Here is a 24,112-nt window from a genome sequence, read left to right on the forward strand (position 1 = left end):
GGTTCAGCCTGCGGCGCGACGATCGGGCGATACCGCTGACTCCGATCGGTCGGACCTCGACGTCGCTCCCGCCATCTCGGAGAGCACGCTGCCTGGTGGGTCGTCGACGGCCGAGCGCGGCGAGGCCATCTCGACACGCCGTCCGACGCCGACCAGCTCGATGGAACACGAACGCACGCCCGGTTGGCGACGACCGGACGCGTCGACCTCGATCTGGCGGCAGCGAAGATGCCCATCGCCCTCGCCCAGCCCCGACCAGACCGTCCGCCGGGTCGTCAACGTGATGTCACTCGCCAGCACCCCCGTGTCGCCCACCATCACGACGATCGAGCCCCGCTGTTGCAGACGAGCGCCCAATTTGCGAACGGCGGGCGGGCATCGCTCACCGCGCAGCGACGCCGGAACGCGGGTGACCACGACATCGAAGCCGTCGATCGCCGCGCCCATCACGTCGATCCAGTTCCCCCAGTCGCTGGCCCGGTCGCTGGCCCGGTCGCTGGCCCGGTTGCTGGCATCGTCCGAGCGATGTCGGAGATCGTCGACCGCTGACGACGTCGTGATTCGAACGACGCGTTCGAGCGGCACACCGATCTCGCTCGCGGCATCGGCACCGAACGTGGCGACGTCGACCACCGCCATCCATGCGCCGTCACGCACCGTCTCGCGAGCGACGGCGAAGGCCAGCGACGACGCAGCGGCACCTCGACACGACAGCAGCCGACCACGAACCAGGCCGTCGTCGACGAAGAGCGGACGCAGCGGCTCGGCCACCGGCAGGGTCCGGTCTCGGGCCAAGCCGACCGGTGCGATCCGGTCACCCAATTGCGCCAGTACCGCAGCCAATGGCTCGGTGGACGGCCCATTCGACGACATGTCGCTGCGGGACAAGCCGTCACCGCGGGACGAACCCTCGCGGCTCAGGTGGTCAGGATCCGCAGTATTCTCGACGATCGCCAGTTCCATGAATCGAACCATATCGAACACCTGTTCGATGAACAACCACGAATCCTCGTCCCCGGTCGATCTCGATCCTGACGCTTGCAACAACGACAGCGGCGGCGCCGCTGCCGCCGAATCGGGCTACTTCGCTGCGCGGCGAGCGCGAGCTTCTCGAGCTCGCACCAGCAGGTGCATCGGCACTTTCTTGGCCGCTTCGGTCAGCGCCGCATCACCACCGGCGTCGACGTCGTCATCACCGGCCGCAGGTTCATCGGGCTGTAGGTCCTCGAACGTCGGCGGAACGACACCGGGCTTCCAGTACTGATAGAGATCGCGCACGATCTCGGCCAGACCCGTCGAGTCGTAGCCCTTCTGCAGATCGATCGTGATGATGTTCGCATAGACGTGCACGCCGGCGACCTGGCCGGTCGCGAAGAGACGGCGGGCGAGTTCGTCCGACGGCGTCGGACCGTACGCGTCGCTGAGCGAGGCGAACCGCTCGTGGCCCTGACCGGAGAGCGTCCGGTTCAGTTCGAATCGAACGACACCCGGTGTCGTGCTCTGCTTCTCGGTGACGGCGACCAACTGACCCATATCGGCCATGAGACTAGTCGTCGGCGACCGCCACTACGCAGCCTGGTTGGCGAACACCGTCACGTCGATGGCGATCGAACGAGCATCCGGCGCTCCGGTCACGGCCACGATCACCCCATCGCGTCCGCCGGCGATCGCAATGGTGTAGCCCTCGGCGAGTGCACCCGACGGCGCGACGAACGACCCGAAGCCGACCGCATCGCCGCCGACCTCACCGACCGGCTCGATTCCCGAGCGGCGATACCAGTCGTCACGAATCTCGGCGAGCGAGACGAAGCCGACCTCGACGACGAACGATTCGGCTTCGAGACGACAGATCGAGTCGTCGACGCGTGTCACCGTCACGGTGCCGGCATTCACGGTGTCGGTGACGATCTGCACGACGCCGACGTCATCGAGGCGTGTGCAGGCATCGGATGGCGGTGTCACCGTCGGAGGCGGCGGGAACCCCGTCGTGCCGGGCGTCGGTTGAGGATCTCCGACCAGCGCGGTGCTCGGGGTCGGCGACGTCGAAGCGGCCGGCGACGACGACACGACCGGCGGCGGGGCGGGCGGCGAGGCGGGCGACGGGGCGGGCGACGGGGCGGGCGGTGGCGGCACCGGTCGCATCTCTTCGGTGGTGGGCGGGCTGGTGGACACAGCAACGAACGGACCGGATGAGAACGGACCGGACGACTCGGTGACGATGGGTGTGTCGGTCGTCGGCTGCGCCTCGTCGCTACCGCTGCACGACATGAAGATCACGCTCGACACCAGGGCCAGCGCCGAACTGCGCGTCGAGAATCGCCCCATGCGAGAACGGTACCGTGCGCACCGGCGATGGCCGTTCCACCGCACCCGCTGCACGACGACCGTCGCCGGCTCGATCAGCGCAAGGCCTCAGCGAGAACATCGGGAAACGCGGCCGGGGTGGTCGCCATCACGGTCGCTCCGAGCGCGGCGAGTGCCTCGGCGTGCGCATGGTCGTGGGCCGGCGCGCCCTCGTCGCTGAGCGCCAGCAGCACGAGCACCTGCACCCCCGAGGCGACCATGTCGGCGACGCGACGGTGCATCAACTCGCCGTTGCCGCCTTCGTACAGATCGGAGATCAACACCAGCACGCTCTGGCGAGGCCGTTCGATGTACTGCGCGCAGTAGCCGAGCGCCGAGGCGATGTCGGTGCCACCGCCGAGTTGCACCCCGAACAGCACCTCGACCGGATCGTGTAGGAACGGCGTGAGGTCGCAGACCGCCGTGTCGAACGCGACGAATCGGGTTCGCAGTGTCGGCATCTGTGCGAGGACGGCGGCGAACAGCGAGGCGTAGACGACCGAATCGGCCATCGATCCGGACTGGTCGACAGCGATCACGACATCGCGCGCCAGGCTCTGCTGACGACGACCGTGTCCGACGAGGTGTTCGGGGACGATCGTTCGGTGTTCGGGGAGCCAATGGCGAAGATTGGCCGAGATCGTGTGCGGCCAGTCGATGTCGCCCGGACGCGGTCGACGAGTCCGCGCCGACCGAGCAAGCGCGCCGCGAACGGCTCGACGCGTGTGGTCGGCCAACCGGGCTTCGACCTCTGCCAGTACCTTTGCGATCACCTGCCGGGCGCTGGCTCTCGTCTCGTCGGGCAGCATCTGGTTGAGCTCGACCAGCAAGGTCACCAGCCCGATGTCGGGCTCGAGCGCCTCGATCAACTCCGGTTCGAGCAGCAACTGGCGCAGGTCGAGGCGATCGACCGCGTCACGTTGCAGCACGGTGACGACGTCGCTCGGGAAGTAACGGCGGATATCGCCCAACCAACGCACGACACCCGGCGTCGTCGATCCGAGTCCACCGCGTCGCTGCCCTGCGACGCGTCGCTCGCCCCGGCGTTCCCCGCGGTCGTACAACGCGCCGAGCGCGGCATCGATCCGGCGGTCGTCGCCCGACAAGGCGCCGGTGCCCGCATCCGCACCGTCATCCCCGCTGCCATCCGCCCCGTCATCCCCGCTGCCATCCGCCCCGTCATCCCCGCTGCCATCCGCACCGTCGGTGTCGCCGGTCTCGAGCGCGGGCGAATCATCGTGCGCGTCGTCAGCAGCCGCGCCGAGGACGAGACGCCAACGCCGCTGCCGCTCGCCCGGCGAGACACTGGTGAGCGGTCGCTCGTCGAACCCGGCTGCGTCGCGTCGCGTCGACTCGCTCTTCACCGCGCCGACTCCCCGGCTGCACCAGCCGTGCTGCTCGACGTGCTGCTCATCGTGCTGGGGCCGGGTGCGGCACCGAGCAGGTGGCGGACCGTCTCCAGCACCGCGGCGGCACGCGCTGCGTCGACGTCGTCACCGAATCCGACCGGACGTGTCACCAACCGTCCGGTGAGCAGCGACATCAGTTGACGGCGCTCAGCCGGCTCGAATCCCCCGAAGGTGCGACGCAGCAGCGGCAAGACCCCATCGAACGCCTCCGGGCGCAGCGACGACAACCATCGATCGACGACCTCGAGGAGTTCGGCATCGTGGACGAGCACCGTTCCCGACCCGGCGAGAAAGCCCTCGACGAACTTGGCGCCCACGGCCGGGGACGTACCGGTGGAGAGCGCGCGAGCCAGTCGCCGCTCGACCTGCCCGGCGCTCCAGGTTCCACCGTCGTGCAGCAACCGGGTGGCTCGCCCGGCGAGGAGACCGAGCCCACCGTGCTCGCTCGACGTCCGACGCTCGGCCAACTGTTCGAGCGTCGCCGGAAACGCCCGGCGGCGCGCATCGTGATCGAGCATCGCCAGCGCCGTCTGCACGGCGGTGATCCCCTCCACCATCCGCGCCGCAGCGTCGTCGTCGAGCGATGCGGTGGCCGGCACGAGCGAAGCCAGCACTCGAACGACGAGACCGTCGAACACGTCGCGTAGCGACGCCGCGTCGGTGCTACGTACGTCGCCGTAGCGCAGCGTCGACGCCAGCGGGGCCATCACCTCCATCAGATGGCCGACGTCGGGCTCGTTGGCGGCCAGATCGGCGAGTCGGCGCACGCTGGGACGGACCGCGTCGGGCAGGTCGGCGACGAGCCCGAGTTCGAGTACCGCCACGAGTTCGGGCAACGTGAGAGCCGCCGCCGATCGCTCGACCAACCGGGCCGTCGCCGCCGTGGCGACGGTCGTTCCGTAGCCGGATCGTTCGACGAGACGCACCGACAACTCCGGCTCCCACGACACCCTCCAGGTCTCGCGAAACGTGCCAGATGTCCCGCGTCCTTCCACCGGAACACCCCACGGCACACCCAGCGCGAGGAGGCGATGCAACAACCGCGACTTGCGGCCACCCGTCGGCGTACGCAGATCGACCTCGATCGTTCGATCGGCCGCGTCGGGCTTGAGGCGTGCGGCGCGTTGCTCGGCGGCGAGATCACGGGCGAGCGGCACTTGCGGCGCTCCTTCGGGCACGGCGCCGAGCGCATCGCCGACGATGAGGTGCCGCCGAATCACCTCGAGCCCGCCCATCGTCGCATCGGCCGCGTCGAGCACCTCCGACAACCCGGCCCGGGGACGGCCTCGCAATGCAGCGAGGCTGTCGGCGAGACGGGTACTCGCGATGAGGTCGTCGGGTGATGCGTCGAGGCCGCGATCTCGTAACTCGCGAGCCGCGTCGACGAAGAAGCGGGCCACGCCGTCGCGTCCGGGATGATCGTGCACGTGGCGATACCAACCCGGGCTGTCGACGCCCGCGCCGTAGCCCGACGCGGTGGTCAGCCGCCGATGGGTCCACGGAACCCACGCAGCAGCCACCTTGGTCTTCTTCAGCCCGCGCAGCGTGGACGCATCCGCAGCGGCGGTGTACTGCCGTACGTCGAGCGCCGGAACGTGCCAGGCCCCGCAGACGACGACGATCCGTTCGAAGCCGTCCTTGAGCGCCGCCCGGATCGCTCGACGCATGTGTGCCTCGCGGCGCAGTTCGCCGGTCGAGGTGACCGTTCCTTCGCGTGCCGCTGCCATCGCGTCTGCCACTGCGTCGAATGCTGGCTGCCCGTCGCCGCGATGCTCGATCACGTCCTCCCACCAACGCTCGGGGTCGGAGTCGCCGGCGACGGCGGCGAGTTGGCGCAGTGGATCGACCGGCGCTGCGTCGGGAAGCAGCCCGTCGCCATCGCTCGCCGACGGGCCCAAGCTGATCGCCAGCGGCAAGTCGATGGCACGAACGACGACCGTGCGCTCGTTCGCCCAGCGCACCGCCTGCCACTCGGGGCTGAACGACGCGAACGGAGCGAACACGGCGTGCGCCGGCTCGGCGACGGCGTACCCGAGCAACGCAACCGGTGCCACGAGACCAGGCCGTCCGATCCACGACAACGTGGATTCGACATCGGCGGGCACTTCGACGAGCACCGCGTCGGGCTGGAGGTGATCGAGCGCCGTGCTCACCGATCGCGCCGAGCCCGGACCGTGATGGCGGATACCGAGGAGGTGAACCGTCACGTTGGGGTCACGCGTCGAGCGCTCGACATGCCTCGTAGAAGTCCGACCACTCAGGCCGTTCGCTGACGACGCCCTCGAGGTACTCGCGCCACGCGACCGCGTCGTGCACCGGATCGGAGATGACCGCACCGATGATGCCGGACGCCACGTCGGCGGCACTGAACGTCCCGTCGCCGAAGTGCGCGGCGAGCGCCAGGCCGTTGGTGACGACAGAGATCGCCTCGGCGGTCGACAGTGTCGCGCTCGGCACCTTGATGCTCGTACGTTCGTCGGTCGTGATCCCGCTGCGCAGTTCGCGGAAGATGGTGACGACACGACGGATCTCGTCGGCCGCGGCCGGCACCTCGGGCAAGGCGAGCGCGACGCCGAGTTCTTCGACACGGCGCGTCACGATCGCGATCTCCTCGTCGACCGTCGCCGGGAGCGGGAGGACGACGGTGTTGAAGCGACGGCGCAGCGCGCTCGAGATGTCATTGACCCCGCGGTCACGGTCGTTGGCGGTGGCGATCACGTTGAAACCGCGGACCGCTGACAGCTCCGAGTCGAGTTCGGGGATCGGCAGCACCTTCTCGGACAGCACGGTGACGAGCGCGTCTTGAACCTCGGGCGGCATGCGCGTGAGTTCTTCGATCCGAACGATCGCTCCGCTCGTCATCCCTCGATACACCGGGCTGGGGACGAGCGCCGCCTCGCTGGGACCTTCAGCGAGAAGCAACGCGTAGTTCCAGCCATAGCGCAGCGTTTCTTCGGTGGTGCCGGCGGTGCCCTGCACGAGCAGGGTCGAGTCGCCGCTGATCGCTGCCGCGAGGTGTTCGCTCACCCAGGTCTTGGCGGTACCGGGCACGCCGAGCAGGAGCAGCGCTCGGTCGGTCGCCAAGGTCGCGACCGCGATCTCCATCAGCCGCTGCTGACCGACGTACTTGGGGGTGATCACCGTGCCGTCGTCGAGCACGCCTCCCATCAGGTAGCGAACGACCGCCCACGGCGACATCCCCCAGCCCGGTGGTCGCTGACGGTCGTCGATTCCGACCAGCGCTGCGAGTTCGGCTGCGTACTGCTGCTCGGCGTGCGGGCGCAGCACCTCGGAACGAGCAGGATCAGCAACGGCCATCGCCCGGACGATACCCACCACACCTGGCGTCAGGCACCGGACCCCACGCGAGTTCAACACCTGGGGTCAGACCCCAGGCGTCACGCGAGTTCAACACCTGGGGTCAGACCCCAGGCGTCACGCGAGTTCAGTGAGCATGCGATGGCGGGTGGTCGCGAGATCGGACAGCACGGTGGCAAGGCCGTATCCGGCGGACCTCGAATCGACGGCGTCGAGCGCCGCGGCCACGTCGGCGAGCCCGTCGGGAGCGATCCGCGCCAGCAGATTCACCAGGACGGCCCGGTGCGCCAACGCGAACTCACCGTGCTCGATCCCGGCGCCGACAGCCGCGCCGATCCGGCCGCCCGGCGCGTGGAGGAGATCGAGCACGTCGGGCGAGATCGGCAGTTCGTCGAGTTCGGCCAGTCGCTCCGGATCGACGACAGCAGCTTTGGTGCACGCCAAGTCGGGTACCTGCTCGATCAACCAGTCGGCCACCGGACCCGCCGCAACTCGGACCCGAGCGTGGCGCACCGGATCACTTCGGTGCCGGCGCAACGCGAGCGGCACGAGTTCGGCAGCGAGACGCCAGCCGTTCGTGATCAACGCAATCGTCCATTCGTCCTCGAGCACCGGCCATGACGCACACACGTGGTGCCAACGATCGATCGCTGCGGGCAGGCACTCCGGCCGCGCATCGACATCTGGCGCGGCGGGCAACGGACACCCTGGGCCTGGCACGAAGCCAGCACGGCGTACGGCGGCGCACGCCGCGACCTGTGCCAGCATGCGCTCCGACGGGCTCGCCGGCACGGTGTCGTCGACGACGTCGGCAATGGCGCCGCCTACCGCCGGCGGATCGCGTCGATCCGTGCCCAACAGCGCGGTGGTCACCACCTCGCGCCAGTGCTCGATCATCGACGGCTCGGTCGACCCGGCATCTCGCCCGGCATCTTGCCCGGTATCTCGCCGGGCGTCTCGCTCGCGGTCGGCCAGCACGGTCAGGCGGCTCCGACGAAGGACGGGTCGGCGCGCGGGCCGATGTCGACGGATCGATCCGGCAGATGAATCGTCAAGGGCGTCACCCCGTGAGGCGACCATTCGACAGTGAGGTCGAGCGGCCGCCCAGCCGAGACGGCGAGCAACGTCGCGAGACTGGGCGCCACCTCGCGACGACTGACGATCGAGGAGCGGATCGGCACGCTGACGTCGCCATCGGTCAACACCCAGTGGTCACCGACACGGGCCGGCGCCGCATGCAGAACCATCGGGAGCCGCTCGAGCCACGGCTCGGCGACGAGCAGCCGCCCCACCTCGTCGCAGGCATCGACGATCGACACAGCGGGTGGACTCGCTGCGATGGCATCGCCCTCGCGGCGTCCGAGGAGCGATCGCAGCGCGCCGCCGGGATAGCGATGCAGGTCGGCTCGCACAGCGGTACCGACCTCGAGCGACGTGTCGAGGCTCTGCTGATACGCGGCGAACGACAGCAGCAGCGCCCATCGGCCGGATTCGACGCCGCGCAACCAGAACCGCCGCACTTCGATCCGGTCTTCGCGGACGTCGCTGCGTCCGGCGACGACCCAGTCGTCGGTGTCGGGCACCCCGCCCAGCACGTCGGCCTGGCGCACCTGCCAGCCGACACTGGTGGCGACGGCGTCGGCCAGAGATCCGGGCAGCGATCCGAGACGCCGACCCGCCTGGGCGAGAAGATGCAGGATCCCGATCTCGGCCAGGACATCGTCGTGCCACGTCGGACTGGCCCCGACGAGGCCGGCGAGGCGGCGGACTCGGTTGGCGAGACTTGCCGCCTGCGCATCGACGAGTCGGGCCGCGAGATCGTCCCAGGTCGCGTACCGGGCGAGCGCCGGATCTGCGAGTCCGGTGCGCATTCGGTCGTCGAGCCAGCGATCGAGTTCCGCCAACCCGGTGAACATCCGCTCCACGCGTTCGTCACGCGCACGGTCTCGTTCGTCGCCAGACGGCGGAGCGACGGCCTCGTCTGTGGCCTCGTCTGTGGCACTGTCTGTGGCCTCGTCGGTGGCACCGTCGTCAGTGGGCGTGGATCCTCGATCTGCGTTCGATCGATCACCGGTGTCGGACTCGTTGGTCGGCGACTCGGGTGCAGGCGGTGCGCCGTGCTCGTCGACTGGGCTCGTCGACCGGCCAGCACCCGATCGACGCGTCACCCATGCCTCGACCCGTTGCGGCGCCATGGCCTCGATCACCTGATCACGTGCCCACAACAGCAGCAGCGCCAGCGCGTGTTTGCACGGCGATCTACGGCTCGGGCACGAGCATCGGAACCCGACGGTGACGTGATCGACCATCGTGTCGTAGGGCTCAGCGCCGCTGCCGTGGAACGACCCCCACACGGCGCGTTCGTCGGCCCCGAGGCCGACCCAGCGGCCAGGCGCAGCGAGCGGGGTCGCCGAGCTCAGCGCCGCGCGACTCGCAGCAACCGACTCCACCTGCTCCGTCGACCAGCGCCGTCCCACCTCGTCGAGAGTAGCGACACGGTGTCGCGGACGTGCTCGACGATCACCGCGTCCAACACCTGGGGTCTGACCCCAGGTGTTGGACACCTGGGGTCTGACCCCAGGTGTTGGGCCGAGGGTTGCCCGCGGCTGCTGTCGGCGGCGCCTTGGCGAAGAAGCGGGCAGCGATTTGCTCGGGCGTGCATGATGGGGGCATGTCGCTGCGAGTCATGACGTGGAACCTGTGGTGGCACTTCGGCGACTGGACGCGACGGCGAACGGCGATCGTCGACACGATCCGAACGGTCGAACCCGACGTGTTGTGCCTCCAGGAGGTCTGGTCGGACGAGCACACCGACGACGCGGCGACGCTCGCCGACGAGCTCGGACTGCACGTCGCCCGCACCGACCCGGTGTTCTGGAACGGCCAGTCGTTCGGCAACGCGATCCTGGCGCGCTGGCCGCTCGAACGCGTCGCCGACGAACGCCTCCCGAACGCAGCAGGCGAGCCAGGCCATCGTCGGATCGTCGCCGCTCGCGTCATGACCCCCTACGGGTCGTGGCCCGTCGCATCGACCCATCTCGACCATCGCTTCGACCAGTCCGAGCTGCGTGAAGCCCAAGCCCGCGAGATCATGCGGCTGTCGCTGGCTTGGCGCGACGACCCCGACGCCGACCTGCCGTTGATCATCGGCGCCGACCTCAACGCGGTGCCCGACACCGACGAAGTTCGGATGCTGACCGGCCGTCGAGATGGGGTGACGGGGATCGTCTTCTCCGATGCGTGGGAACAGGCAGGCACCCCCGGCGAGTCCGGCGCTACCTGGATCGCCGATAATCCGCACGCGGCGACATCGGCGTGGCCGAACCGGCGCCTCGACTACCTCCTCGTCGCCTGGCCGCGACCCAAGCCGGTCGGCAACCCGATCCGGACGTGGCTGACCGGTCGCCCCGGCATCGATGGCGTGTGGCCGAGTGACCACCTCGCCGTCGTCGCCGACCTCGTGACCCCGTAGCTCCTGCGCCGCGCCGCACGGAGTGCGTCGCGTCCGCTCACGGCGCCGCACCAGCACGCCCGGCTCTGGTCCGGCTCCGGCCTGGCTCGCTCAACCGTCCGCGGTGTAGCCGACGACATCGACGGCGACGTGGGTCTCGGCCGAGGTGTAGATGCAGATCTGCCCCGCCGGGTCACTCAGCGCCACGAAGACCGCATTCGACGTGACCGATCCTGCTGCGAAGTTGACGCTCGCTGCGTTGGGTCGGTCCCCACATGGATACACGGTGACGAAGCCGTTCGCTCCGGGAGCGATGACGGCCACGTTGAGCATGGCCCCCCTCGCGTTGGCCGGGATCGAGCTGCGGCCTGCGATCGGCACGAAACTGAGCGTGGAGTCGGCTGTCAGTCGTTGGCCGAGCTCGTTGGCCCCATCGGCGGTCTCTTCACCTGGCCGCGTCTCGACGAACCGCTCCGGGTTGATCGACACCAAGGAACTCGTGGCGGGCACGAAGGCCGAGACGTCGACGACGAGATCGGTCGGTCCGCTCGTGAAGAGGCACACCTTTCCGCCGTCGCCGACACGGGCGAGCGCCAGGTTGTTCGTGGCACTCCCGGCGGTCGCGTTGAGATTGGCCGCCGTCGGCCGGTCGGCGCCACACGGGAAGGCGGTCACGAAGATCGGACCCGCTGGCCGCACGGCAGTCACGTTGATCATCACCGCGCTTGCATCGGTGGGGACACTCCCGCGTCCGGCGACCTCGAGTTCGAATGTGCCAGCGGGAAGCTGACCGCGGCCTTCTTCCTGCCCGTCGATCGTCCCCTCGATCTGACCTGCACGCGTCTCCAGGAACCTCTCGGGCACGATCGAGAGGATCGAGGCCTGGGAGGGGACGAAGCCGTTCACGTCGACGATCAACTCCACGGTGGTGGATGCGAACAGGCACGTGAACCCGTCATCGGACAACGCGACGAAGGCACCAGCCGACGCTGCGGCTCCAGCAGCGAAGTTCAGATTCGATGTCGTCGGTCGATCCGCTGCACACGGGTATGCGGTGACGAAGCCACCTCGGGTCGCTCCCGCAGCGGCGATGTTCAACACCGCGGCCGAGGCGTCGTCGGGCACACCGGCACGACCCGCCACCTGCAGACGCAACTCCGTGCCGCCGGCCACAGCGCCGATTCCCTCGAAGTCACCGTCGATCGTCTCGGCAGCATCGGATCGGCGCGTGTCTGCGATGCGGGCCGGAGCCAGTGGCAGGGTTGCGGGATTCGCTGCGACCAACTCGACGGCGCGACGCACCGTTGTCGAGACGCCGCTGACGTTCTCTCGACCGAGAGCGAGGAATCGGCCGTCGGCTCCGGCGATGACGTCGGCGGGTTGCGAGGAGGTTCCGTCACCGACCGGGAAGACGAACTCGCTGACGCTGTTGCCTTGCAGGTCGAGTTGTCCGAGCCGCAAGCCGCTGCGCACCGTCACGAAGGTGCCGTTGCCCAGAGCTTCGAGACGGGTGACGGCGTGATCGAACCGGATTGCCGCTGGCACCTCGATCGCTCCGTCGGCATCGAGCACCATCGTCATCGTGTTCGCAGCGCCTTGCGTGACCGTCATCCACGTACCCGATGCCGGATCGACGTCGACGTCGACGGAAGACACCTGATTGCTGGGGTTCTCGGCTCGAAGGTCGACGACGTGATCGGCGCGCACCGAGAACGACGAGTCGAGCAGCGTGAAGCGACCACCATTGTCGTGGTAGCGGCCGACGAGGAAGTCGCCGGTGGACGGATGACGAGCGATCGCTTCGTAGGTGGTGCTGCGTTCGATGCTCCCCGGCAGATCGGTCCGCGGTCCGACCGCCAACGTCGACGACATCCGCATGATCGTCGTCTTGCGACGGCCTTGGAGGTTCTCGCAGGGATCGAGCGAGGCAACACGAAGCCCGACGCCGTACGCCACCACGTAGTCGCCGGTGGTCGGGTCGACCGTGACATCGTGGTGGAGCGCCGAGCATCGCCAATCCGGTGACTGGACGCTGTCGATCGGCGTCGGGGAACCGACCGGGCTGCCGGCCGCGCTGATCCGCTGAGCGAGGATCCGCTGCGCGTTCTGATTCGGTCCGGGGGCGAGGCCGGCGCGAGGCGCCGACTTGTTGTAGGTCACGAGGTATTCGTCGCTCACCGGGTTGTACACCGCATTGACATTGGTGAGTGTCGGGCTGCCCAGCCCCTGACCGCCGGAGGTGTCGATGTCGATGACGAAGCGCGGGACCACCACGGTGCCGTCGCCCTCGACGATCGAGGCGACCCGCGAGTTGGTCCCGGCGAATTCGTCGGTCAGCACGAGGTACCGGTCGCGAACGGGGTCATGGGCCGCCGTCATCACGTTCACCGTCGGATTCGAGCCGGGGAACGGTTCGAACACTTCCCCGGAACCGCCCGGTGGCGGTTGGATCGCCGCAGAGACGGGCGGCGAACCCACGACGGGGACGAGGGTGGCGAGGGCGAGTACAGCAAACAGGGCGGCGCGGCGAGCGGTGTTCATCACGTCGACCTCACCACAGCGTGGGTAACAGAGCGACAACGAGGTCGGCGAGGGGTCGGCGAGGGGTCGGCGAGGGGTCGGCGAGGGGTCGGCGAGGCGCCTGGCCGACGCGAGCATCCCGGTGCTCGACCGCGGCGTCAGCCGGGGCTCTGGCCGGTGACGTCGATCGTGAGATCGGTCCCGACGGAGGTGAAGACACAGATCGCGCCCGTCGACTCCAACTGCACCAGCGTGGCGTTCGAGGTGATCACGCCGGCCTCGAAGTTGCCGCTCGAAGCGACCGGTCGATCGTCATCGCAGGAGTGGATGGTGACGAACCCGCGAGCGCCGGGGCGGACCGCGGCGACCGTCACGAAGGCCGCCCTGGCCGAGGTGTCGACACCGCCGCGGCCGGCGACGGCCACCTTGATCGTCTGTCCCGCAGCGAGGCGAGTACCGGTCGCGCCGACGCCGTCGGCCGTCGCTTTGCCGGTGCGCGTGTCGAGTAGTCGCGCTGGCTCGACGGCGGAGGTGACCCCGTCGGCGGGCACGTAGCCGCTCACGTCGACGGCGACGTCGGCTGCTTGCGAGACGAACACGCACACGTTGCCATCGGCATCGGGATCGACCAACACCGGTCCCGACACGGTCGCGCCCGCCTCGAAGTTGCCCGCCGATGCGACCGGCAACGGGTCGTTGCAGGCATCGACGGTCACGAACCCGCGCTCGTCCGCGTTGATCACCGCAACGTTCAGGTACACCGCGCGAGCGTCGTCGGGCACGTCGGCCCGACCTGCGACGTGGAGCACGATTCGATCGCCAGCATCTGCGCGGCCGTAGCCCTCGAACTCTCCGTCGACGGTGGGGCTGTCGCGGGTGTCGAGCAGGCGGGCAGGCCCGGTCGCCCGGGTCGGGCTCTCGACGGGCAGGTAGCCGATCGCATCGACCGTGATGTCCGCCGCCGCAGAGGAGTACACGCACACCGATGCGCCACTGCTGAGGTCGACGAGCGACGCGTTGGATTGTGTGACGCCGGACGCGAAGTTGCCGCTCGACGCGAGCGGCCGGTCGTCGGCGCAGTTGTAGACGGTGACGAAGCCACGACTGGCGGGCCTGATCACGGCCACGTTGACGAACACGCCGTGCGCGTCGATCGGAATCTCGCCTCGACCCGACACCTCGACGCTCAGTTCGTCGCTGGCGTCGAGTCGACCGACACCCGCGAACTCGCCATCGGTGGTCTCGGTCTCGGGCCGCGTGTCGAGCAGTCGTGCCGGGCCGCTCGCCACGACCCCACGGACACCGGGATCGACCGGACCGGGATCGACCGGACCGGGATCGACCGGACCGGGATCGACCGGACCGGGCTCCGCCGCCGTCTCGACGGCGATCGCGACCGAATCGGTCGCCGTCGCTCCGTCGCCGTCGGTCACCACCACGCTGGGGATGACCGAGCCCACCGCGGTGTAGGTCACGGTGACCGCGCAGACACCGGCGGCGACCACGGCGTCGCGCGCCGCAGTCCCGTCGCCGGGATCGAACACGCACGACAACGTGTCGTCACCGTCGTCCGGATCGGTCACCATCGCCGTGAGCGTGACGTCGCCTCCGACGTCCACCGTCGTCGACGATGCATCGAGCGAGACGCCGGGCGGCTGATTGACGACCGACACTTCCGCCGTGGACGACGCCGGCGAGAGCCCGTCGTCGGCGGTCACGCCGATGCTCGCCACCCCGGCCGACGAGCACGTGACCGACGCCTGCAGCGTCGTGCCGGCGGCGTCGGGCGTGGCCGTCAGCCCGGCGATCGTGCAGTCGGGTTCGGCGGTGAGCACCGGGTCGGCGATGAGTGCGGGGTCGTCGACACGAGCGGTCACGTCGAACGGCACGCCCTTCGCCACGCTGGCCGGAGCCGTCAGTTCGATGATCGGAGGCGGATCGGCCCGGAAGGTCACCTCGACCTTGCTCGCCTCCGCGCTCACCCGGAAGCCACCCGTCAACCGCAACGTGCCCGCCACGACGGCATCGGGTGATGCCGTGAAGCCGGTGATGACGAAGCGCTGATCGACTCGATCGCCCGTCGACTCGACCGTCAATGACGACGGCACGGCCTCTCCGTTGACGGTGACCCCCGAGAGCGTGACGCTGGCGGGATCGGTGGCGACCGCATCGGACCAGATGCCGATCTCGATCACGTTGATCGCTTGATCGGTCGGTTGCCACGGTGGTGGCGTCTGCTGTGCCTCGGCGATGAGGGCTTCGGCAGCGACGTCGACCTGTGGCTCCGGGGTGTCGAGGCCCAGCGACAGCCTGGGCAGCAGGGTCGGGCCGCCCATCGGATCGGGCTCGCGCTCCCAGGTGATGACGAACGGGTAGTCGACGTCGGACGCCCAAGGCGTTGCGCCCGGGAACTGCACCGACGTCTGTGGTGACGTGCCCGGTTCGCGTCCGAGGAGGATGTCGGCCTGTCCGCCCTGGGCCCCGAAGTCACGGAATCGCAGCGCGGCGATCGTCGCGGCGCCGGCGCGCGATGCCGACGACACCGTCGGCGCAGCAGCCACCGGCGACGGTGACGAGAGCGACACGATGGGCACAGCGAGCGAACTGGCGAGCAGCGCGGTGACCACGACCACCGACGAACGGGTTCGACCCTCACGGAACTTGCCGAAAAGCATACGAAACCGTAGCAACGGAAAGTGGACGGTGCGTGTCAATCCGGCCACTCTTCGGTGTCACGCACTGTGGACCCTCTCGCGGCGACCATCCGCCTCGACACGTGTTGACGCCTGTCTGCCGAGCGTCACCTGGGTCGGCGACGAGCGACCACGGGGCAGGTCAGCGGGCGCTGAGCGCCACGGCGACCGGGGCCACGGCGTCAGCCGACGACTTGGCGTGATAGCTCGATCGGGTGAGCGGGCTCGCCTCGACGTGACCGATCCCGAACGACTCACCGATCTGCTTCCATCGATCGAACTCGGCCGGCTCCGCGTAACGAGCGATCGGGAGGTGATGCGACGTCGGTCGGAGGTACTGACCGATCGTGACGATGTCGACGCCGAGATCGGCCAGATCGGCGAGGAGGCCCACGATCTCGTCGTCGGTCTCGCCGAGGCCCGCCATGAAGCCGGTCTTGGTCGTGAGGCCAGCTGCTTTCGCCCGTGCCAGCACCGACAGCGAACGGGCGTAGCCGGCCGAGGGTCGCACCGCGCGCTGCAGGCGAGCGACGGTCTCGACGTTGTGGTTCATGACATCGGGGAGCGCCGCGAACAACAGCTCCAACGATGCCGCGTCGCCCTTCGCGTCGGAGATCAACGTCTCGATGCGCGCCTGAGGACGGCGTTCGCGGATCGCTTCGACACAGGCGGCGACGTGCGCCATGCCGCCGTCGGCGAGATCGTCGCGGGCGACCATCGTCAACACCGCGTGGTCGAGGTGCATTCGGTCGATCGCCTCCGCCACCCGGGCCGGTTCGTCCGGTGCGGGCGCCATCGGCTTGCTCGTGTCGACGAGACAGAACCCACACGCCCGCGTGCACCGTTCGCCGAGGACCATGAACGTCGCCGTGCCGTCAGACCAGCAGTCGGACAGGTTCGGGCAGCCGGCGTCTTCGCAGACCGTCACCAGATCGAGCGAGCGGATCGTCTTGCGGAGCTCCATGACCTCGGAACCGAGTTCGACCTTCGGACGCAGCCACTCGGGTTTGCGCGTCTCGATCGAGAGGCCCTCGCTCACGCCCGCCGCGTCCAGGCGCGCCGCGGCGCGTGACGAGACGAGCTTGACCTGCTCGCCGGGGCCCTCACCGCGCGAGAACGCCGACAGGTCGCGCCCGTCGGCAGCGTGCGCCCACGCAACGTCTTGGCGCTCGATCGCACCCCATCGTTGCGCAGCGAGCCGGGCGATCACGTCGGCGACCTCACGCATCGACGCTTCGATGCCCTCCTCGGCCAACGACGTGACGGGCTTGTCGCCGATCCCGCACGGGACGATGTGCTCACGCAGGTACGTCATGTCGGTCGTGACGTTGAGGGCGAAGCCGTGCATCGTGCGCCCACGACGCAACCGCACCCCGATCGCGCAGATCTTGCGCTCATCGGGCGTACCGGGATCGAGCCACACGCCGGCGAATCCCGGCAAGCGACCGGCGCCGGCGACGCCGAGTTCGCGCAACGCGTCGATGATGAGCCCCTCGACGCCACAGACGTGATCGGATGCGCCGAGCGAGTTGGCGACGTTCAGGATCGGGTAGCCGACGAGTTGGCCCGGACCGTGATAGGTGATGTCACCGCCTCGTTTGACCGAGACGAGTTCGGCACCGACGGCCGCCGGCTCGCATCGCAGGTTGGTGGCGAGATCAGCGGTGCGGCCGTAGGTGAACACGTGCGGGTGTTCGAGCAACAGCAGGTGCTGCCCCGAGCCGTGTTCGAACAGCGACTGCTGCACGGCCAACGCCTCGCGATACGGGACGCGCCCCAGCCAACGGACACGCAACGGATCGGTGACGAGGTCCACGGTGGCTGGCGCGCCCGAGCGGCTCAGAGCTCGGTGCTCCAGTCCTTCGTCTCGAGGATCTCCTTGACCCGCTTCAAGAATCCGGCGGCGTACGCGCCGTCGAACGCTCGATGATCCCAGCTCATCGCGAGGTTGCCGACCGGATGGATGGCGATCGCCTCGCCACCATCGGCGCCCGTCGTGACGACCGGCTTCCGAACGATCGCATCGGTCGAGATGATGGCGACCTGGGGCTGATTGATGATCGGCATCGTCAGCACCGAGCCCGCCGAGCCGTTGTTGGAGATGGTGAACGTGCCACCCGAGATCTCGTCGGGAGCCAGCTTGCGGTTGCGGGCTCGGTCGGCGAGGTCGTAGATCTCGCCGGCGATCGCGGCGAGGCGCTTGGTCTCGGCGTCGCGCACCACCGGCGCGAGCAGACCCTCGTAGTCGAGGTCGACGGCGATGCCGAGGTCGATGTAGTCGTGGACGATCAACTGGTCGCCCGACACGCTCGCGTTGAGGTGCGGGAACTCACCGAGCGCATCGATGATCGCCCGCGAGATGAACGGCAGGTACGTGAGGCTGAACCCGTGGTCGGCCTTCCACGCCGACTTCTTGGCGTTGCGGACGAGATCGACGTTGGCGAAGTCGACCTCGACGACGCTGAACGCGTGCGGGCTCGTGGCCTTGCTCATCACCATGTGATCACCGGTGAGCTGGCGGATCTTCGACAGCTTGATCGAGGTGTCACGCTGGCCCGGCGTGGCGGTGGGAGCTGCCGCGGCCGGGCGTGCAGCCGGTGCCGGAGCAGGTGCCGGCGCAGGAGCAGGTGCCGGCGCAGGTGCCGGCGCCGGGCTGGCGGCGGGGGCATCGGCCTGCGGCTTGGAGCCCGTGGCATCGATGTGATCGAGCACGTCGTCGCGTGTGATGCGCCCACCGGGGCCGGTGCCCGCGATCGCGTCGGCGTTGAGCCCGTGTTCGTTGACGAGGCGACGCACCACCGGCGACAGCAGACGATTGTCACCGCTGGCTGCGGCAGGCTCGCTGGCGGGTTCGGGGGCCGGAGCAGGCGCGGGTTCGGGGGCCGGAGCGGGAGCGGGTTCGGGGGCCGGAGCGGGAGCGGGTTCCGGGGCAGGCTCCGCAGCGGGAGCGGCGGCGGGCTCGGCGGCGGGTGCGGGCGCCTCGCCAGCGTCGCCGACGACGGCGATCACGGTACCGACGTCGACCGTCTCGCCTTCGGGAACACGGATCTCGGTGAGCGTGCCCGAAACGGGCGACGGCACCTCGGTGTCGACCTTGTCGGTCGACACTTCGAAGAGCGGCTCGTCTTCGGCGACCGTGTCACCGACCGACTTGAACCACTGCGTGATCGTGCCTTCGGTGACCGTTTCGCCGAGCTGCGGGAGAGTGACGTCTGCCATGACTGGTTCCTTACGTATTTCAATGGGTGTTGCTGCGAATGATGACGACGAGCGCCGCGGAGGTGTCGCTCGCCTCAGCCGTTGAAGTTGCGGCCGGTGAGCGACAGCACGGTTTCGCCGAACAACTCACTCAAACTCGGATGCGGCTGGATGAATTCCGCGACCTCGGCGACCGTGGCCTCCCAGTTGACGGCCAGATAGCCGCCCGACAGCTGTTCGGTGACCCACGGGCCCACCATGTGGACGCCGAGAATCTGGCCCGCCGAGCCATCGGGGTTCTTCTTGGCGATGACCTTCACGAGGCCTTCGGTCTCGCCGACGATCATCGCTCGGCTGTTGAACTTGAACGGATGCTTGCCGACGACGACGTCGTGACCGGCCGCTTTCGCCTGCGCTTCGTCCGGGCCGGCCCACGCCACTTCTGGGTGGCAGTAGATGGCCCACGGCACTCGGTCGTACATCACCGGCATCGGATGCTCGCCGAGCAGATGCTTGATCGAGACGATCGCCTCGGCGTAGCCGACATGGGCGAGCTGCGGCGTGTTGATCAAGTCGCCCACCGCGTACACGCCCGGCTCGCCGGTCTGGCAGTACTCGTCGACCTGCACGAACCCGCGCTCGTCGACGACGACCTGGGTTCCTTCGAGCCCGAGCTGATCCGCGAACGGGCGCCGACCGACCGACACGACGACTGCGTCGACCTCGACCGACTCGCCGTCGCCGAACGACACCGTCGTCCCGCCCGAGTCGTTGGGCGTGTGGCCGTTGACCATCACGCCGGTCCGGATGTCGATCTGCTTCTTCTTGAACGATCGCTCGACGACCTTCGCGACGTCACTGTCGAGTCCGGGCAGGATCTTGGGCAGACCTTCGAGAATGGTCACCTTCGCACCGAGGTCGGCGAACGTCGACGCGAACTCGCAGCCGATCGCGCCGCCACCGATGACGGCCACGCGCTCGGGAACCGAGCTGAGATCGAGCACCTCGTCGGAGGTCATGATCGGGCCGCCGCGCTCGAAGTTCGGGATGAGACGCGGCACCGAGCCCGACGCGAGGATGATCGCGTCGCCGGTGATCGTCGCCGAGCCGCCGTCGCCGAGCGACACGTTGACGGTGCGTCCCGCCGCCAGCGAACCGACCCCGTTGAACACCTCGACCTTGCGGCCCTTGCACATCGCTGCGATACCGCCCACGAGGGTGGCGACGATGCCTTGCTTGCGTTCCTGGGTGCGGGCGAAGTTGACGCTCGCCTCCCCCGACTCGATGCCGAAGTCCGAGGAATGGTCGACGTGACGCTTGACCGCCGCCGTCTCGAGGAACGCCTTGGCCGGAATGCAACCTCGATTGAGGCACGTGCCGCCGAGGGCGTCCTTCTCGACGAGGGCCACCTCGAGGCCCGCCGATGCGCCGTACAACGCGGCCGAATATCCGCCGGGTCCGCCGCCGATGACTACGAGATCGAAATGGTCGCTCACGGGCATTCACCGTAGCGCCATGGGAGCCCGTCGTCGCCGGACTCGCCCAAGTGACCGCCCGGTAACCGGTGCTCCCACCACCAGGCCACCGCGGATCGAAAGCCAGAGCGACAGAGTGGGTCAGACCCACACTGTCGTTGTCACCGCCGGGCGACAGAGTGGGTCTGACCCACTCTGTCGCTCAGCTGCCGAGGTTCCAGTTGGCTTGTTGATCGCCCCGGCGCACGACGAGCGTTCGGCTCGACGACGTGATGCCATCCAGACCGAAGTCGAGTCGGCACGACTGCGCATCGACGGTCACCGCGACACATCTGCCGTCGGCCTCGACCGAGACCGGCTCGATCGCACCCTCGCTCGTCACCAGCCGGATGCTGTCGAGGCCGTCGTCGACGCCGCCCAACACGACGTCGACCTCGAAGAAGTCACCGGTGTCTCGCGCGGAGGTCACCGTGATCGCCAGATCACCGACGGTCACCTGCTCGCCCACCGCCGATGGCTCGATCGCTTCCTGCTCCGACGAGAGCTGGAACAGCAACACGCCGCCGGCGAGCAGGATCGCGAGCGCCGTGCCCACCGAGAGCAACAACAAGGTCCGCGTCTTCATCGCAGCGCAGCCTAGGAGCCGTGCGCCGAAGCGAGTTCGTGACCCTCGGCCGAGGCCACCGGGCGTCATCGCCGTCGTCACCTCGCGTGGCGATTCGTGAACAGAGCCGAAACCGAGCGAGTGCGGCCAAAGAGACACCGTGACGACCACTAGCTTCTCGGAGATGTCACCTCGACGTGCTGCCCGCTTCGCTGCCAGCGTCGCCGTCTTCGGGCTCGTCGCTGCATCGTGCGGCGCAGGTTCCGACTCGAGCGCTCCAGCGGCCACCGACCCCGCACCGCCGGTCACCGAAACCGAGACCGAGGCTGACCCCAGCGCCGACCCGGGCGTGACGGACTCCGTCGAAGCCGCTCCCGAGCCGGACACCCCTGACACCGACACCCCTGGCACCGAGACCCCTGGCACCGCGCCGCAGGCCACCGAGCCGCAGGCCACCGAGCCGCCGGCCACCGAGGCCCCCGCCCCTGAGCCGGCGCCTGCACCCGAGATCCTGCAGTTCACCGCCCCGCTCGTGGGCGGCGGCGAGATCGACGCTGCCACCCTCGGCGGCAAGGCCACAGTGTTCTGGTTCTGGGCGCCCACTTGAAGCATCTGCAACCGTGAAGCCCCCTCGGTCGAGGAGGCAGCAAACAACTTCGCTGATCAGGTCAACTTCGTCGGCGTCACCTGGACCGGATCCGACAGCTCGTACCAGGACTTCATCGATCGTCACGGCCTGACCTTCCCGCAGATCCAAGACGATGCTGCCGCCGTGTTCAGCAGGTTCGACATCGCCTACCAACCGGCGATCGTGATCGTCAAGGCCGACGGCAGCACCGAAACCGTTGCCGGAGCCGTCGACGAGACACTGCTCGAGCAGATCATCAGCGAAGCGGCCTGACGGGCTCCGTCCGGCCGAACTCCCGAATCGGTCGTACGCTCGCAGGCATGAAAGTTGCGATCACCGGTTCATCGGGACTCATCGGAACGGCGCTGGGTCGCCGACTGCGAGATGACGGCCACGAGGTGATCCCGGTCGTGCGATCGAAGCCGGGCGACAACCAGATCGGCTGGTCGGTCACCGAGCGCCGCATCGACGACGGCGCCTTCGACGGCATCGACGCCGTGGTGCACCTCGCCGGCGCGGGCATCGGCGACAAGCGCTGGACCGACGCCTACAAGGAGGAGATCCTCGAGAGCCGCACGGTGGGCACCGCGCTCGTCGCCGGAGCCGTCAACGACGCAGCCAACCCACCGAAAGTGCTGCTGTCGGGCTCTGCGATCGGCTACTACGGGGCCAGCACCACCGAGACCTTCGACGAGACCGACCCCGCCGGAGACGGCTTTCTCGCCGACGTGTGCGAAGCCTGGGAGTCGTCGGCGGCACCCGCGCAAGCCGGCGGCACCCGTCTGGTCTTCCTGCGCACCGGCATCGTGTTGTCGGCGGCCGGCGGCGCGCTCAAGAAGCAACTCCCGCTGTTCAAGTTCGGCCTCGGCGGCAAGATGGGCAACGGCAAGCAATGGCAGAGCTGGATCTCGCTCGACGACGAAGTCGGCGCGATCGTGCACCTCCTCCACAGCGACGTCGCCGGGCCGGTCAACCTGACCGCACCGAACCCGGTCACCAACGCCGAGTTCACCTCGACGCTCGGCAGCGTGCTCAAGCGACCCACGATCCTGCCGATCCCGAAGTTCGGCCCGAAGCTGCTGCTCGGCGGGGAACTCGCCGACAACCTGCTCTTCAGCGGGCAGAAGGTGTTGCCGACCGTGTTGCAGCGTGACGGATTCGAATTCCAACACCCCGATCTCGAGACTGCGCTGCGCGCCGAACTGGGCAAGTGAGCGACGACACCGTTGCCATCGTCGGTGCCGGCCTCGCCGGGCTCGCCTGCGCCACGGCGTTGCACGATGCCGGCATCGCGGTGCGCGTGTTCGAAGCGGGAGACGGCGTCGGAGGTCGCGTGCGATCCGATCGGGTCGACGGGTTCACGCTCGACCGCGGGTTCCAGGTCGCGCTGACGGCGTACCCGGAGATGCACCGCCAACTCGACATGGACGCGCTCGACCTGCGCGCCTTCGACCCCGGTGCCTTGGTGTGGCGTGACGGGAAGGGATCCGCGGTGTCCGACCCGTTCCGCATGCCGGGTCGCACCGCGTCGACCGTGCTGGCCCCGATCGGCTCGCTGTTCGACAAGGCGCGCATCGCGCTCCTGCGCGCCCGCCTCCGTCGGATTCATCCGGCCCGGCTGCTCAGCCGCGACGACATCACCACCGAGGCTGCGCTGCGCGACGCCGGATTCTCCGACACGATGATCCAGCGCTTCTTCCGGCCACTCGTCGGCGGGATCCAACTCGACCCGGACCTGCAGGACAGTCGGCGCATGTTCGACGTGATCTTCCGGATGCTCGCCGACGGTGACTCCGCGGTACCGGCAACCGGGATGCAGGCGATCCCCGACCAACTCGCGCGCCGTCTCCCCGATGACGCCCTCCTGCTCGAACACACGGTCACCGACACCACGTCGACGTCGGTGACGGTGGGCGACGAGACGTTCGGGGCCGCTGCGGTCGTCGTGGCGACCGAGGGCCCGACCGCTGCAGCATTGCTCGGGCTCGATCCGGTGCCGTCGAAAGCGGCGGGGTGCGTGTACTTCGCCGCCGACGAGGCCCCGACCGACACCAAGATGGTCGTCCTCGACGGCACCGGCGACGGCCCGGTACTCAACGTGGCGGTGATGAGCAACGTGGCACCGACCTACGCGCCACCTGGACGACACTTGATCGCTGCAGCGCTCCCGGGCGTGTGCGACGGGGATCTCCAGGACCTCGCACGACGCCAGCTCCGCAACTGGTGGGGCGCGCAGGTCGACGGATGGGAGCATCTCGCGACGTATCGGATCCCGCACGGCCAGCCAGGTCAGGCGCCTCCGTTCTCGCCGAAGCAAGCGGTGGCGTTGGCCGACGGCCGCTTCGTCTGCGGCGACCATCGCGACACGGCCTCCATCCAAGGGGCGCTGTTCTCCGGCCGTCGTTGCGCCGACGCCGTCACCGCCCGGCTCGCCGCCACCTGACATCTCACGCCCGACTCGGCACGCCCAACC

At 68.9% G+C, this 24,112-nt stretch carries 19 protein-coding genes; 5 read left to right on the forward strand and 14 right to left on the reverse strand.

Going from position 1 to position 24,112, the window contains the following annotated elements:
* Window positions 1-3: 3 nt before the first annotated feature.
* The 8 genes from ACE37B_RS05025 to ACE37B_RS05060 all read right to left on the reverse strand — a co-directional run bounded on the left by ACE37B_RS05025 (window position 4) and on the right by ACE37B_RS05060 (window position 9,547).
* Entirely contained in the window at window positions 4-963 is a 960-nt protein-coding gene (locus ACE37B_RS05025) for a hypothetical protein (protein ID WP_409922180.1), read from the reverse strand.
* A 117-nt stretch (window positions 964-1,080) separates the two neighbouring features.
* On the reverse strand, window positions 1,081-1,533 hold the full coding sequence (locus tag ACE37B_RS05030; protein WP_409922181.1) for a hypothetical protein: 453 nt from the start codon (window positions 1,531-1,533) through the stop codon (window positions 1,081-1,083).
* 33 nt (window positions 1,534-1,566) lie between these two features.
* Window positions 1,567-2,325, reverse strand: coding sequence for a hypothetical protein (locus ACE37B_RS05035; RefSeq protein ID WP_409922182.1), 759 nt, complete (start codon window positions 2,323-2,325; stop codon window positions 1,567-1,569).
* A 74-nt stretch (window positions 2,326-2,399) separates the two neighbouring features.
* A complete protein-coding gene (locus ACE37B_RS05040) occupies window positions 2,400-3,707 on the reverse strand; it encodes a VWA domain-containing protein (RefSeq protein ID WP_409922183.1) in 1,308 nt (435 codons plus the stop codon).
* The gene (locus ACE37B_RS05045; RefSeq protein WP_409922184.1) at window positions 3,704-5,959 is read right to left on the reverse strand and encodes a DUF5682 family protein; all 2,256 of its coding nucleotides are present in this window, start codon (window positions 5,957-5,959) and stop codon (window positions 3,704-3,706) included. Before ACE37B_RS05045 ends, ACE37B_RS05040 begins: the two co-directional genes overlap by 4 nt.
* A 7-nt stretch (window positions 5,960-5,966) precedes the next feature.
* Entirely contained in the window at window positions 5,967-7,070 is a 1,104-nt protein-coding gene (locus tag ACE37B_RS05050; RefSeq protein ID WP_409922185.1) for an ATP-binding protein, read from the reverse strand.
* Between the two features lie 117 nt (window positions 7,071-7,187).
* Entirely contained in the window at window positions 7,188-7,967 is a 780-nt protein-coding gene (locus tag ACE37B_RS05055; RefSeq protein ID WP_409922186.1) for a hypothetical protein, read from the reverse strand.
* An 83-nt stretch (window positions 7,968-8,050) separates the two neighbouring features.
* Window positions 8,051-9,547 carry an SWIM zinc finger family protein gene (locus tag ACE37B_RS05060; protein ID WP_409922187.1) on the reverse strand — a complete coding sequence of 499 codons (1,497 nt, stop codon included), beginning with the start codon at window positions 9,545-9,547 and terminating at the stop codon, window positions 8,051-8,053.
* 194 nt (window positions 9,548-9,741) lie between these two features.
* Between ACE37B_RS05060 and ACE37B_RS05065 the strand changes: the two genes are divergently transcribed.
* Window positions 9,742-10,542, forward strand: coding sequence for an endonuclease/exonuclease/phosphatase family protein (locus ACE37B_RS05065; RefSeq protein ID WP_409922188.1), 801 nt, complete (start codon window positions 9,742-9,744; stop codon window positions 10,540-10,542).
* A 90-nt stretch (window positions 10,543-10,632) separates the two neighbouring features.
* Here the strand turns inward: ACE37B_RS05065 and ACE37B_RS05070 are convergent, their stop codons facing one another.
* From ACE37B_RS05070 to ACE37B_RS05095, 6 genes are all read right to left on the reverse strand, one after another.
* The gene (locus ACE37B_RS05070) at window positions 10,633-13,062 is read right to left on the reverse strand and encodes a hypothetical protein (protein ID WP_409922189.1); all 2,430 of its coding nucleotides are present in this window, start codon (window positions 13,060-13,062) and stop codon (window positions 10,633-10,635) included.
* Window positions 13,063-13,199: 137 nt separating this feature from the next.
* On the reverse strand, window positions 13,200-15,716 hold the full coding sequence (locus ACE37B_RS05075) for a hypothetical protein (protein WP_409922190.1): 2,517 nt from the start codon (window positions 15,714-15,716) through the stop codon (window positions 13,200-13,202).
* Between the two features lie 160 nt (window positions 15,717-15,876).
* The gene (lipA, locus tag ACE37B_RS05080; RefSeq protein ID WP_409922191.1) at window positions 15,877-17,550 is read right to left on the reverse strand and encodes a lipoyl synthase; all 1,674 of its coding nucleotides are present in this window, start codon (window positions 17,548-17,550) and stop codon (window positions 15,877-15,879) included.
* Window positions 17,551-17,573: 23 nt separating this feature from the next.
* Window positions 17,574-19,031 (reverse strand): 2-oxoglutarate dehydrogenase, E2 component, dihydrolipoamide succinyltransferase, encoded by a 1,458-nt coding sequence (sucB, locus tag ACE37B_RS05085; RefSeq protein ID WP_409922891.1) that lies wholly within the window; start codon window positions 19,029-19,031, stop codon window positions 17,574-17,576.
* Window positions 19,028-20,434, reverse strand: a complete 1,407-nt coding sequence (lpdA, locus tag ACE37B_RS05090; RefSeq protein ID WP_409922192.1) for a dihydrolipoyl dehydrogenase — start codon at window positions 20,432-20,434, stop codon at window positions 19,028-19,030. Before lpdA ends, sucB begins: the two co-directional genes overlap by 4 nt.
* Before the next feature lie 175 nt (window positions 20,435-20,609).
* The gene (locus ACE37B_RS05095; RefSeq protein WP_409922193.1) at window positions 20,610-21,032 is read right to left on the reverse strand and encodes a hypothetical protein; all 423 of its coding nucleotides are present in this window, start codon (window positions 21,030-21,032) and stop codon (window positions 20,610-20,612) included.
* Window positions 21,033-21,195: 163 nt separating this feature from the next.
* Here ACE37B_RS05095 and ACE37B_RS05100 point away from each other — a divergent pair, with 163 nt between their 5' ends.
* Genes ACE37B_RS05100 through ACE37B_RS05115 form a run of 4 tightly spaced genes read left to right on the forward strand, consistent with a single transcriptional unit; the run spans window position 21,196 to window position 24,082 of the window.
* Window positions 21,196-21,618: a hypothetical protein gene (locus ACE37B_RS05100; protein ID WP_409922194.1), complete on the forward strand. Its 423-nt coding sequence runs from the start codon at window positions 21,196-21,198 to the stop codon at window positions 21,616-21,618.
* A gap of 3 nt (window positions 21,619-21,621) precedes the next feature.
* Window positions 21,622-21,912 carry a TlpA family protein disulfide reductase gene (locus ACE37B_RS05105; protein ID WP_409922892.1) on the forward strand — a complete coding sequence of 97 codons (291 nt, stop codon included), beginning with the start codon at window positions 21,622-21,624 and terminating at the stop codon, window positions 21,910-21,912.
* Window positions 21,913-21,959: 47 nt separating this feature from the next.
* Window positions 21,960-22,853, forward strand: coding sequence for a TIGR01777 family oxidoreductase (locus ACE37B_RS05110; RefSeq protein WP_409922195.1), 894 nt, complete (start codon window positions 21,960-21,962; stop codon window positions 22,851-22,853).
* On the forward strand, window positions 22,850-24,082 hold the full coding sequence (locus ACE37B_RS05115; protein ID WP_409922196.1) for an NAD(P)/FAD-dependent oxidoreductase: 1,233 nt from the start codon (window positions 22,850-22,852) through the stop codon (window positions 24,080-24,082). Before ACE37B_RS05110 ends, ACE37B_RS05115 begins: the two co-directional genes overlap by 4 nt.
* The last annotated feature ends 30 nt before the right edge of the window (window positions 24,083-24,112 follow it).

The sequence above is a fragment of the Ilumatobacter sp. genome (assembly GCF_046290335.1).
Classification (GTDB): domain Bacteria; phylum Actinomycetota; class Acidimicrobiia; order Acidimicrobiales; family Ilumatobacteraceae; genus Ilumatobacter_A.

What these genes read in the sequence shown, in the direction of transcription:
- ACE37B_RS05025 (WP_409922180.1), bottom strand. Translation starts at nt 963, where the DNA reads ATGGAACTGGCGATCGTCGAGAATACTGCGGATCCTGACCACCTGAGC.
- ACE37B_RS05030 (WP_409922181.1), bottom strand. Translation starts at nt 1,533, where the DNA reads ATGGGTCAGTTGGTCGCCGTCACCGAGAAGCAGAGCACGACACCGGGT.
- ACE37B_RS05035 (WP_409922182.1), bottom strand. Translation starts at nt 2,325, where the DNA reads ATGGGGCGATTCTCGACGCGCAGTTCGGCGCTGGCCCTGGTGTCGAGC.
- ACE37B_RS05050 (WP_409922185.1), bottom strand. Translation starts at nt 7,070, where the DNA reads ATGGCCGTTGCTGATCCTGCTCGTTCCGAGGTGCTGCGCCCGCACGCC.
- ACE37B_RS05055 (WP_409922186.1), bottom strand. Translation starts at nt 7,967, where the DNA reads ATGATCGAGCACTGGCGCGAGGTGGTGACCACCGCGCTGTTGGGCACG.
- ACE37B_RS05065 (WP_409922188.1), top strand. Translation starts at nt 9,742, where the DNA reads ATGTCGCTGCGAGTCATGACGTGGAACCTGTGGTGGCACTTCGGCGAC.
- ACE37B_RS05070 (WP_409922189.1), bottom strand. Translation starts at nt 13,062, where the DNA reads ATGAACACCGCTCGCCGCGCCGCCCTGTTTGCTGTACTCGCCCTCGCC.
- ACE37B_RS05075 (WP_409922190.1), bottom strand. Translation starts at nt 15,716, where the DNA reads ATGCTTTTCGGCAAGTTCCGTGAGGGTCGAACCCGTTCGTCGGTGGTC.
- lpdA (WP_409922192.1), bottom strand. Translation starts at nt 20,434, where the DNA reads ATGCCCGTGAGCGACCATTTCGATCTCGTAGTCATCGGCGGCGGACCC.
- ACE37B_RS05095 (WP_409922193.1), bottom strand. Translation starts at nt 21,032, where the DNA reads ATGAAGACGCGGACCTTGTTGTTGCTCTCGGTGGGCACGGCGCTCGCG.
- ACE37B_RS05100 (WP_409922194.1), top strand. Translation starts at nt 21,196, where the DNA reads ATGTCACCTCGACGTGCTGCCCGCTTCGCTGCCAGCGTCGCCGTCTTC.
- ACE37B_RS05110 (WP_409922195.1), top strand. Translation starts at nt 21,960, where the DNA reads ATGAAAGTTGCGATCACCGGTTCATCGGGACTCATCGGAACGGCGCTG.